General features: G+C 69.2%; 9 protein-coding genes. 2 read left to right on the top strand and 7 right to left on the bottom strand.

What is annotated here, in order from left to right:
• From ACN675_RS25635 to ACN675_RS25610, 6 genes are all read right to left on the bottom strand, one after another.
• Nucleotides 1–2,675: translation initiation factor IF-2 N-terminal domain-containing protein (locus tag ACN675_RS25635; protein WP_420753511.1), on the bottom strand; the 2,675-nt coding region annotated here is incomplete at its 3' end.
• Between the two features lie 387 nt (nucleotides 2,676–3,062).
• Entirely contained in the window at nucleotides 3,063–3,482 is a 420-nt protein-coding gene (gene ndk / locus ACN675_RS25630; protein ID WP_420753510.1) for a nucleoside-diphosphate kinase, read from the bottom strand.
• Nucleotides 3,483–3,500: 18 nt separating this feature from the next.
• The gene (locus ACN675_RS25625) at nucleotides 3,501–3,911 is read right to left on the bottom strand and encodes a DUF4233 domain-containing protein (protein ID WP_420753509.1); all 411 of its coding nucleotides are present in this window, start codon (nucleotides 3,909–3,911) and stop codon (nucleotides 3,501–3,503) included.
• Complete coding sequence (folC, locus tag ACN675_RS25620) at nucleotides 3,908–5,329, bottom strand: bifunctional tetrahydrofolate synthase/dihydrofolate synthase (protein WP_420753508.1); 1,422 nt, start codon at nucleotides 5,327–5,329, stop codon at nucleotides 3,908–3,910. The genes ACN675_RS25625 and folC overlap by 4 nt, the downstream gene beginning before the upstream one ends.
• The gene (locus ACN675_RS25615; RefSeq protein WP_420753512.1) at nucleotides 5,326–7,989 is read right to left on the bottom strand and encodes a valine--tRNA ligase; all 2,664 of its coding nucleotides are present in this window, start codon (nucleotides 7,987–7,989) and stop codon (nucleotides 5,326–5,328) included. Before ACN675_RS25615 ends, folC begins: the two co-directional genes overlap by 4 nt.
• A gap of 71 nt (nucleotides 7,990–8,060) precedes the next feature.
• Complete coding sequence (locus ACN675_RS25610) at nucleotides 8,061–8,429, bottom strand: cupin domain-containing protein (protein WP_420753507.1); 369 nt, start codon at nucleotides 8,427–8,429, stop codon at nucleotides 8,061–8,063.
• Between the two features lie 73 nt (nucleotides 8,430–8,502).
• On the opposite strand from ACN675_RS25610, the gene ACN675_RS25605 reads away from it, so the two are divergent.
• Nucleotides 8,503–8,943, top strand: a complete 441-nt coding sequence (locus ACN675_RS25605) for a MarR family winged helix-turn-helix transcriptional regulator (RefSeq protein WP_420753506.1) — start codon at nucleotides 8,503–8,505, stop codon at nucleotides 8,941–8,943.
• 76 nt (nucleotides 8,944–9,019) lie between these two features.
• Entirely contained in the window at nucleotides 9,020–9,283 is a 264-nt protein-coding gene (locus ACN675_RS25600; protein WP_197250135.1) for a hypothetical protein, read from the top strand.
• Between the two features lie 30 nt (nucleotides 9,284–9,313).
• On the opposite strand, the gene ACN675_RS25595 is transcribed toward ACN675_RS25600, so the two are convergent.
• Nucleotides 9,314–10,004 (bottom strand): prolyl oligopeptidase family serine peptidase (locus ACN675_RS25595; protein WP_420753505.1); only part of this gene is annotated, 691 nt, incomplete at its 5' end.

Below are 10,004 nucleotides of genomic sequence, written 5' to 3'. Positions count from 1 at the left end.
TGCTCGGTCGCCTCGGCAACCTGCTCACCGTTGGCATCGGTCGCATGGTGGGCGGCCATCGCCAGCGCGACCGGGTGGGCACGGCGCGCCGCTGCCTCTTCCGGGGTCACATGGTGGTGCGCTGCGGGTTCCGCAGGCTGCTGTTGCTGCGGTTCCTGGCTCGCCCCGCGATCACGGCCGCGCTTACGGCGCGATCCGCCCTCGCTCTTCGAACGACCGGAATCCTCGGCCGGCTTCGACTCGATCGGGTCGGAGTGGACGATGATGCCGCGACCGTGGCAGTGCTCACAGGTGGTCGAGAACGCCTCGACCAGACCGGTGCCGAGCCGCTTGCGCGTCATCTGGACCAGGCCCAGCGACGTCACCTCGGAGACCTGGTGACGGGTGCGGTCGCGTCCGAGTGCTTCGGTGAGGCGACGCAACACCAGGTCACGGTTCGATTCGAGCACCATGTCGATGAAGTCGACGACGATCATGCCGCCGATGTCGCGCAGCCGCATCTGCCGCACGATCTCCTCGGCCGCTTCGAGGTTGTTGCGGGTGACCGTTTCCTCGAGGTTGCCGCCGGCACCGGTGAACTTGCCGGTGTTGACGTCGACGACCGTCATGGCTTCGGTGCGGTCGATGACGAGCGTGCCACCGGACGGCAGCCACACCTTGCGGTCGAGCGCCTTGGCGAGCTGTTCGTCGATGCGGTGGGCGGCGAAGACGTCGACACTTCCCGGGTTGTCGTACTGTTCCACGCGCGGCAGGAGGTCGGACGCCACGGTGCGGATGTAGTTCTCGACGGTGCGCCAGGACTTGTCGCCCTCGATGACCAGCTTGGAGAAGTCCTCGTTGAACAGATCGCGGACGACCTTGACGAGCAGGTCCGGCTCCTCGTACAGCGTCTTGGGCTGGCCGGACGCCTCGGACTTCGCCTTCTCGGCCTGCTCCTGGATGGCGGCCCACTGCGTCTGCAACCGGGTCACATCCCGCGAGAGTTCCTCCTCGCTGACACCCTCGGCGGCGGTGCGGATGATGACGCCGGCGTCGGACGGGACGATCTCACGCAGGATCTCCTTGAGACGCTTGCGTTCGGTGTCGGGCAGCTTGCGGCTGATACCGGTCGACGATCCGCCCGGCACGTACACCAGGAAGCGGCCCGCGAGGCTGATCTGCGTGGTCAGACGAGCACCCTTGTGCCCGACCGGGTCCTTGCTGACCTGCACGACGACCTGATCGCCGGGCTTGAGCGCCTGCTCGATCTTGCGGGAGTTGCCGCCGAGGCCTGCGGCCTCCCAGTTGACCTCACCTGCGTACAGCACGCCGTTGCGGCCGCGGCCGATGTCGATGAACGCGGCCTCCATCGACGGCAGCACGTTCTGCACGCGGCCCAGGTAGACGTTGCCCACCATGGACGCCGAGTTGGCGCTGGTCACGAAGTGCTCGACGAGGATGCCGTCCTCGAGCACCGCGACCTGGGTCATGCCGGCGTGCGCACCGTCGGTCCGCTCCCGCACGACCATGACGCGGTCGACGGATTCGCGGCGGGCGAGGAACTCGGACTCGGTGAGGATCGGCGGGCGGCGGCGGCCGGCCTCGCGGCCGTCGCGGCGACGCTGCCGCTTCGCTTCCAGGCGGGTCGACCCGGTGATGCCCTGGACCTCGTCCTTGACCGCGCGGGCCTTGCTGCGCGGTTCGCGCTCGTGGATGACGGTGGGGACGGAGTCGTCCTCGACGGTGGTGTCCGCAGCCTCGCTGCCCTTGCGACGGCGACGGCGGCGGCGACGACGGGACGTGCCCTCGCCCTGCTCTTCCTCCGAGACGCCCTCGTCCGATTCGGCGGCTTCCTCGGCGGCCTCGGCGGCCGGGGTCTCGGTGACCCCGGCACCCGTCTCCGCTTCGGCCCCCACACGGGCTTCCTCGGTCTCGGAGACCTCGGCGGCCTCCGTCTCCTCGGCAGCCTTCAACTCTTCGGTCGTCTCTCCGCCCTCGGCGCTGTCACCGCGGCCACGACCGCGGCCACGACGCCCACGCCGCCGACGACGGGGGTGTTCCTCTTCGGTCTCGGCGGTGGTCTCGGCGGGCTCTTCCTCGACGGCGGGCTCTGTGCTCTCCTCCGCCTCGACCATCGGCTCGGCCGGGGTCTCGGCACCGCGACGGGTGCGGCGGCGGCGCGGGGTGCTCTCCACCGGAGCCGTCAGGTCGGGCTGCAGGAACAGCGGTGCTTCCACGATCGGCTCGACGGTCGGCGCGGGCTGCGGAGCCTCGAACAGCGGGGTGTCCTGCACGGGGGCGGTGAACAGGGAACCGGGACCGGCGAGGTGCGGTTCGGCCTCGGGTTCCGGCGCGGTCTCGGCCTCGACTTCCGGCGTAGCCTCTGGTTCCGGCGCGGCCTCGGGCTCCGGCGCAGCCTCGGCCTCGACTGCCGGCGCAGCCTCGGCCTCTGCAGCGGGAGCGGTCTCGCCGGTCACCGAGGCGGGCGCGACCAGCGCGTCGCGTATCTGCTCGGCGGAGTCACGGTGGAGCGTCGAGTGCGCACTGCGCAACTCGTGGCCGAACTCCGCGGCCTTCGCGATGACCTCTTTGCTGGTCAGTCCGAGCAGCTTGGCGAGGGCGTGCACGCGAATCTTCGCGGGCAGCTCCGCTGCGGCTTCGGTGGAATTGTCGTTCGGCGGCACTTGATCTGCCACGTAGGTCTCCTAAGACCCCCGGGCGCGTCCATCACCGAACGGCGATGTGACGCGGCCACGCGGGGGCGCAGTCTGTGTGCTCGCGCCCTCTGGCGCGAGGTCTCCGGTCTCGCATCGCGCGGTCGTCCGGTGCCCGTTTTCACTGCACGGCCGAGCGGTGCCTGGCTTGATCGCGAATCGAGCGCCGGAACATCCAGCATGCCGCCGAGCGAGGTGTCTCCTGCGTTTCTCGGCCACAGCGATGTCGGGCATCGTTCCGTGATGTCGTCGGTCGTTCCGCACTCGTTCGTATGGAGCAACCTTCCCCAGTATCCCACACAGGAATGCCCGGATACGCCAACGGCGCCCCGAAGGGCGCCGTCGACTCGTGTCCGCTTCGGCGAACGACTAGGCGTTCGCGAGCTCCGGGAACCAGAGTGCGATCTCACGCTCGGCCGATTCGACCGAGTCGGAGCCGTGCACGAGGTTCTCTCCCGCGTCGAGGCCGAGGTCACCGCGGATCGAACCGGGCACGGCCTTCTCGACCGGGTCGGTGCCGCCGGCGAGCTGCCGGAACGCCGCGATCGCGCGGGGGCCTTCGAGCACCGCCGCGACGAGCGGGCCACCGGTGATGAACTCGATCAGACCCGGGTAGAAGGGCTTGCCCTCGTGTTCGGCGTAGTGGGCCGCGGCGACCTCCTCGGTCGCGGTACGCAGCTCCAGCGCCACGATGTTGAGGCCCTTGCGCTCGATGCGCGAGAGGATTTCTCCGACATGACGGCGTGCGACGCCGTCGGGCTTGATCAGTACCAGAGTCCGTTCAGTCACGCCGAACAGCGTAGAGGTTCAGTCGCGCTGGCCCGGGAGCAGACCCCGCGCCTCCCGCTCCTTGATGTCTTTGCGCAGGTAGAGCAGGTACGCCCAGACCACCGAGAACAGCACGCCCACCGCACCGAGCGCCGGGTCGACGAAGAAGCCCAGCAGCGTCAGCACCTGCAGGCCCAGATTGAACGGGATCGCCCACGAGCGTCCCTGGACGCCCGCACCGAGGAACATCAGCACCGCCAGCACGATGATGTAGGTGCCGGAGAACGCGTCCAGACCACCACCGACGGCGGCGACGACCGGCAGCACGAGCAGCACGACGATCGCCTCGAGGACCAGTGTTCCGGCCATGACGCCGCGGAAACCCTTCCACGGGTCCTTGGCCGGAGGCCGGATCTCGGGATCCTTCCCGGCCGGGTTTTCGTTGCTCACGCGGGGTCCTTTCCGAACAGACTGCGGGCGGCACCGGCGGTGACGACGGAACCGGTCACCACGACGCCCGCTCCCGATACTGCCTCACCGGGCTCGGCGACCTCCTCGGCGATCGCGATCGCCGTCTCGATCGCGTCGGGCAGCGTCGCAGCCGTCACCACCCGCTCGTCACCGAACCGGGCGACGGCGAGGTCGGCCAGGTCGTCGACGTCCATGGCGCGCGGCGACCCGTTGTGGGTGACCACGATCTCGTCGAACACCGGCTCGAGGGCCTCGAGCAGACCACGGACGTCCTTGTCGGCCATCACCGAGACCACACCGACCAGCTTGCGGAAGTCGAACTCGGCGGCCAACGCGGCCGCGAGCGCCTTCGCGCCGTGCGGGTTGTGGGCGGCGTCGAGGAACACCGTCGGCGCACTGCGGACCCGCTCGAGCCGGCCGGGGTTCACCACCGACGCGAACGCCTCGCGCACGGCGTCGACGTCGAGCTGCCGGTCCGGTCCGGCCCCGAAGAACGCCTCGACCGCGGCGAGCGCCAGCGACGCGTTGAACGCCTGGTGCTCACCGTGCAGCGGCAGGAAGATGTCGCTGTACACGCCGCCGAGACCCTGCAGCTCGAGCTGCTGGCCACCGACGGCGATCTGCCGCTGCAGCACGGCGAACTCCGAACCCTGCCGCGCGACCGCGGCGTCCGCCTCGACCGCCTGACGCAGCAGCACCTCCATCGCCTCGGGTTCCTGCTGCGCGATGATCGCGACCGTGTCGCGGGGCACCAGGTCGTCGGGGCGGGCCCGCTTGATGATCCCCGCCTTCTCCCCCGCGATCTCCGTGAGGGACTCGCCGAGATAACCGGTGTGGTCGATACCGATCGGGGTGATCACCGCGACCTGGCTCTCGACGACGTTGGTGGCATCCCACCGGCCGCCGAGGCCGACCTCGACGACCGCGACGTCGACGGGAGCGTCGGCGAACGCGGCGAACGCCATCGCGGTGGTGACCTCGAACTTGCTCATCCGGGGACCGCCCGCGGCCTCGGACTGCTGGTCGATCATCCGCACGTACGGCTCGATGTCGCGGTAGGTGTCGACGTAGGTGCGCGGCGATACGGGCACCCCGTCGATGCTGATCCGCTCGGTCGCCAACTGCAGGTGCGGGCTGGTCGTGCGGCCGGTACGCCGGTGCAGACGGGTCAGCAGGGCGTCGATCATCCGGGTCACCGACGTCTTGCCGTTGGTGCCGGCGACGTGGATGACCGGATAGTTGTGCTGCGGGGACCCGAGCAGGTCCATGAGCGCCGCGATCCGGGTCAGCGACGGCTCGATCTTCGTCTCGGGCCAGCGCTGGTCGAGTTCGGCCTCGACCAGCGCCAGTTCCGCGAGATCCACCGGGGACGGTTCCCCGGGTCGTTCGGTGCTCACGCCTGACCCAGCTCCGCCAGACGCGCGGTGAAACGAGCGATCTCCTCTTCGGCGATCTGCTTGCGCGCGGTGATCTTCTCGACGACCTGCGCCGGGGCCTTCGCCAGGAACGCCTCGTTGCCGAGTTTCGCGGACGTGCCGGCCAGTTCCTTCTCGGCGACCGCGAGATCCTTGCGCAGGCGCGCGATCTCAGCGGCGACGTCGATGGTGCCGGAGGTGTCCAGCTCGACCGTCACGGTCGCGCGGGACAGGCGCACCTCGACGGACGCGGTCGCGGCGAAACCGTCCTCGGGCTCGGTGAGGCGCGCCAGCGAGCGCACCGCCGGGACCTGCGAGGCGAGGTCGGCGGCGTCGATCTCGTTGAGACGCGCAGCGACCTTCTGCGACGGCTTGAGTCCCTGGTCGCTGCGGAAGCGGCGCACCTCGGTGACGAGCTTCTGCATGTCCTCGATCCGGCGGGCCGCGTCGGCGTCGGTGGCCACCCCGGTCGCGGCCGGCCAGGACGCGATGACCAGCGACTCGCCGCCGGTGAGCACCTTCCACAGGGTTTCGGTGACGAACGGGATCACCGGGTGCAGCAGACGCAGCAGCGAATCCAGCACGGCACCGAGCACGGCCCGGGTGTGCGCGGGACGGTTTCCTTCCTCGGCGAGCTGCACCTTCGCGAGTTCGAGATACCAGTCGCAGACCTCGTCCCACGCGAAGTGGTACAGCGCCTCGCAGGCCTTGGAGAACTCGAACTTCTCGAAGGCCTCGTCGACCTCGGCGCGGACCTGCTCGAGCCGGTCGAGGACCCAGCGGTCGGCGTCGGTGAGCTCGCCGCGCGCGGGCAGCTCGGTCACGACGGCACCGTTCATCAGCGCGAACTTGGTCGCGTTGAACAGCTTGTTCGCAAAGTTGCGCGAGGACTGGGCGTGGTCCTCACCGACGGCGAGGTCGCTGCCCGGGTTCGCGCCGCGCGCGAGCGTGAAGCGCAGTGCGTCGGCGCCGAAGCGCTCGACCCAGTCGAGCGGATCGATACCGTTGCCGCGCGACTTCGACATCTTCTTGCCGTACTGGTCGCGAACCAGGCCGTGCAGGAACAGATCCTTGAACGGAACCTTCCCGCCGCCGAGCGCGTCGTCACCCGCGACGTAGGTGCCGAACATCATCATCCGGGCGACCCAGAAGAACAGGATGTCGTAGCCGGTGACGAGAACGCTGGTGGGATAGAACTTTTCGAGCTCGGGGGTATTCTCCGGCCAGCCCATCGTGGAGAACGGCCACAGGCCCGAGGAGAACCAGGTGTCGAGGACGTCTGGGTCCTGCTCCCAGCCTTCGGGGGCGGTCTCGTCGGGGCCGAAGCACTCGATCTCGCCGTTCGGGCCGTACCAGATCGGGATGCGGTGACCCCACCACAGCTGGCGGGAGATGCACCAGTCGTGCATGTGGTCGACCCATGCGAACCACCGCGGTTCCTGGCTGGCGGGGTGAATCACCATGTCACCGTTGCGAACTGCGTCGCCGGCAGCCTTGGCGAGCGACTCGACCTTGACCCACCACTGCATCGACAGACGCGGCTCGATGGTCTCCCCGGAACGTTCGGAGTGGCCGACGCTGTGCAGATAGGGGCGCTTCTCGGCGACGACACGGCCCTGCTCGGCGAGTTCCTCGCGGATCGCGACGCGCGCCTCGAAACGGTCCATGCCGTCGAAACGCGTTCCGCTGTCGGCGATCTTGCCGGCCTTGTCCATGATGGTGGGCATCGGCAGGTTGTGCCGCAGACCCATCTCGAAGTCGTTGGGGTCGTGCGCCGGGGTGATCTTCACGGCGCCGGTTCCGAACGTGGGGTCGACGTAATCGTCGGCGATGACCGGGATCTGCCGTTCGGTGATCGGGTGGAAGATCGTGGTGCCGACGAGGTGCTTGTAGCGCTCGTCGTCGGGGTGCACCGCGACGGCGGTGTCGCCGAGCATCGTCTCGACACGGGTGGTCGCGACGACCACGTGCGGTTCGTCGTCGTTCAGGGAGCCGTAGCGCAGGGAGACGAGCTCACCCTCGACCTCTTCGAACTTGACCTCGATGTCGGAGATGGCGGTCTGCAGCACCGGCGACCAGTTCACCAGGCGCTCGGCCCGGTAGATGAGCCCGTCGTCGTACATGCGCTTGAAGATGGTCTGCACGGCGCGGGAGAGGCCCTCGTCCATGGTGAAGCGGTCGCGGGACCAGTCGACGCCGTCGCCGATGCGACGCATCTGGCCCTGGATGGTGCCGCCGGACTCGCGCTTCCAGTCCCACACCTTCTCGACGAACTGCTCGCGGCCGAGGTCTTCCTTCTTCTTGCCGTCCGCGGCGAGCTGCTTCTCGACGACGGTCTGGGTGGCGATACCGGCGTGGTCCATGCCGGGCAGCCACAGCGTCTCGAATCCCTGCATGCGCTTGCGGCGGGTCAGGGCGTCCATCAGGGTGTGGTCGAGAGCATGACCCATGTGCAGGCTGCCGGTGACGTTCGGCGGCGGCAGCACGATGGAGTAGCCGGGCTTCTCGCTCGTCGGATCGGCCTGGAAGTACCCGGCATCTACCCAGCCCTGGTAGAGCTCGGCCTCGACAGCGCTGGGGTCCCAGCTCTTGGGGAGGGCGTCGGCGGGATTCTGCGGGTTCTCTGGCGCACTGGTCACCAGGCAATCCTAAGCGCCGCGCACAAATCGCCAGGACAGGCCCCGTCGCCCGGCCGGCCCGCTCCCGGTCGCGATCACTGCGCCCAGGGCGGGGTGAGTTGCGTGCCGTCGTTCAGGGTCGCGGTCAGCCCCGGGGTGGTCGTGACCCAGACGGTGGTTTCCTGCGGTCCGCCGTCGACGATCACCTCGACACCGGCGCGCACCAGTGCGACTTTCCCCCGTTCGACCCGGTTGCGGGTGCCGTCGAGGGTGACGTGCAGCGTTCCGTCGAGGACGAGGAGCACCTCGTCGCGGCTCGGGCGGTGGGCCACGCCGCGCGTTCCCGCCGGCACCGTGAGCTGCCACGCGCACAGCTGGGTGCTGTTCCGGGACGCCACATAGGACGCGAACGTGCTGCCGTGCGCGTCGAACCGGACGGCGTCCGCTGTGCCGAGGACCGTCATGTCACTACCCCCATGTAGTCAAGTTGATTGTCTACATGGTCAAGCTACTTGACCTTTCTGTCAAGATGAATCCATGACCGACTTCCCGGATCTCCCGGTGCTCGTCCTGCGGGCCGCGAGCCAACTGGTCGACGCCATCCAGGACGGCGTCGCCGCACGCGGGTTCACCGACGTCCGCCCGTCGCACGGATTCGCCTTCGCCCGGATCAGCGCCGGCGACGCCACCGCCTCCGACCTCGCCGAGTACCTCGGCGTCACGAAGCAGGCCGCCGGACAGCTCGTCGACCAACTCGTCGAGCGCGGCTACGTCACGCGGGAAGCGGACCCCACCGACGCGCGGGCACGTCTGCTGCGCCCGACCGATCGGGGCTGGGCCTGCACGCGCGCCGCGGACGACGCGGCGCGCGAGGCGGTCGAGCAGTGGCGGGACCGGCTCGATCCCGCGACCTACGCGGCCCTCGGTACCGCCCTGAGGACGGTGGTCACGACGGGACGCCTCCGTCCCGCGTGGTGACCGCGCCGCGTGTGGATCCGCCCCTGAGCGGGTACTCCGTGGGCCCGCAACCGGTCGACACGAACGGGAGACCACGATGATGCGAGCACTGATGCTGGCGGCGGGCGCGGCCGCAGCCGGATACGTCCTCGGCTCGAAGTCGGGCAGAGGAACCTACGACAAGCTGGTGGGACAGTCCGCGGACCTGTGGCACAACCCCGCGGTCCAGGACAAGGTGCACGAGGCGTCCAAGGTCGTCAAGGACACCGTCCCCCAGGTGTCGAAGGTTGTGAAGGACACCGTGCCCCACGTCCAGGAGACGGTCGGCTCACTGGCGAAGAAGGCCGGCCACAAGCACTGATCGCGCGCAAACGCGCCGAGCCGGTCGATCTCAGCCCAGCAGTTCCGGCAGGTCGACCGGCCGGCCGAGCACGTGCTCGGACAGGAACGCCTCGACCGTCCGGTACCAGACCGCGGTGTGCTGCGGGCTGAGCACCCAGTGGTTCTCGCTCGGAAAATACAGGAAGCGATGCACGGTCGTGCCGTCGTCGTCGGCGGGCAGGCCGGATTCGGACAGCAGCTCGTACCACAGACGCAGCGCCTCCCCGATGGGAACGCGATAGTCCTTGTCGCCGTGGATCACCAGCATCGGGGTGACGATGCTGTCGACGTACAGGTGCGGTGAGTTCTCCACCGCCATCTCGGGGGTCATCTCGCGCTGCCAGTACCACGCGGCGTCGGTCGTGGGCGCGAACTGGTCGAGCGCCCACAGACTCGCGTGGGTGACGATCGCGCGGAACCGGTCCGTGTGCCCGGCGATCCAGTTCGCCATGTAGCCGCCGAACGATCCGCCCATCGCGGCGGTCCGCCCGGAGTCGATCTCGGGCAACGCCTCGGCGGCGTCGGTGATCGCCATGAGATCGGTGAACGGTTCCTTGCCCCACCGGCCCCAGCCGCGCTGCACGAACTCGCGACCGTAACCGGTGGACAGCGCCGGGTCCGGTAGCAGCACCGCGTAGCCGCGGGCGACGAGCAGCCACGGGTTCCACCGCCACGACCAGGTGTTCCACGAATTCAGCGGA

The sequence above is a fragment of the Rhodococcus sp. O3 genome (assembly GCF_048897285.1).
In the GTDB taxonomy this organism is placed as follows: domain Bacteria; phylum Actinomycetota; class Actinomycetes; order Mycobacteriales; family Mycobacteriaceae; genus Rhodococcus.
The sequence above is the reverse complement of the archived record's forward strand: the minus strand, read 5'-3'. Positions and strand labels throughout refer to the sequence as shown.

Coding starts and splice junctions, on each gene's coding strand:
- ACN675_RS25610 (WP_420753507.1), bottom strand. CDS start 8,429: ATGACGGTCCTCGGCACAGCGGACGCCGTCCGGTTCGACGCGCACGGC.
- ACN675_RS25605 (WP_420753506.1), top strand. CDS start 8,503: ATGACCGACTTCCCGGATCTCCCGGTGCTCGTCCTGCGGGCCGCGAGC.
- ACN675_RS25600 (WP_197250135.1), top strand. CDS start 9,020: ATGATGCGAGCACTGATGCTGGCGGCGGGCGCGGCCGCAGCCGGATAC.